Origin of the sequence: Pseudomonas syringae group sp. J309-1, from assembly GCF_032582135.1 — a bacterium.
Taxonomy (GTDB): domain Bacteria; phylum Pseudomonadota; class Gammaproteobacteria; order Pseudomonadales; family Pseudomonadaceae; genus Aquipseudomonas; species Aquipseudomonas quasicaspiana.
In genome coordinates, this window is the sequence record NZ_JAWHNU010000161.1 from 1 (window position 1) to 525 (window position 525).

Here is a 525-nt window from a genome sequence, read left to right on the forward strand (position 1 = left end):
AACAGGGCGCCGAGGGCGAGCGCGATGCCGTAGGGAATGCCGGTCTGCTTGTCGTGCAGGCGGCTGAGCCAGGCCTGGGACGCCAGCGGATAGGGTAGCGGCCATTGCCGGAGCTGCAGCACCAGGACGGTCAGCGCGCCGCCGAACAGCGAAGCAAGCACCAGATAGGGGAGCAGATGCTCAAACCCGAACCAAAGGGCGGCCGCGGCCACCACCTTGGCGTCTCCGCCGCCGACCCAGCCCATCGCGAACATGCCGAACGCCACCACCAGGACCAGCGCGCCCCCGCCGGCATGGTTGAGGATTTCATGGACGCCCATCCCGGTCAGGGGCGCCAGGACGAAGAAGCCGGCCACCAGCGCCAGCGAGATCCGGTTCGGGATCGTCATGGTGAAGAGATCGCTCGCCGCCGCAAAGGCCATCAGGGCCGGAAACAGCATCAAGCGTGCGATGTCGAGGATCATGGAGTCATGCCGTCAAGCTGGAGCTGCGGTCGAGAGCGGACGCTAGCGGCCAATGGTGAAC

Annotated in this window: 1 protein-coding gene; it reads right to left on the bottom strand. The window is 66.9% G+C overall.

All coding sequences use genetic code 11. The features are described from left to right. On the bottom strand, positions 1 to 464 hold a 464-nt coding region (locus RX972_RS29235), incomplete at its 3' end, for a prepilin peptidase (RefSeq protein ID WP_316880789.1). Positions 465 to 525: the final 61 nt, after the last annotated feature.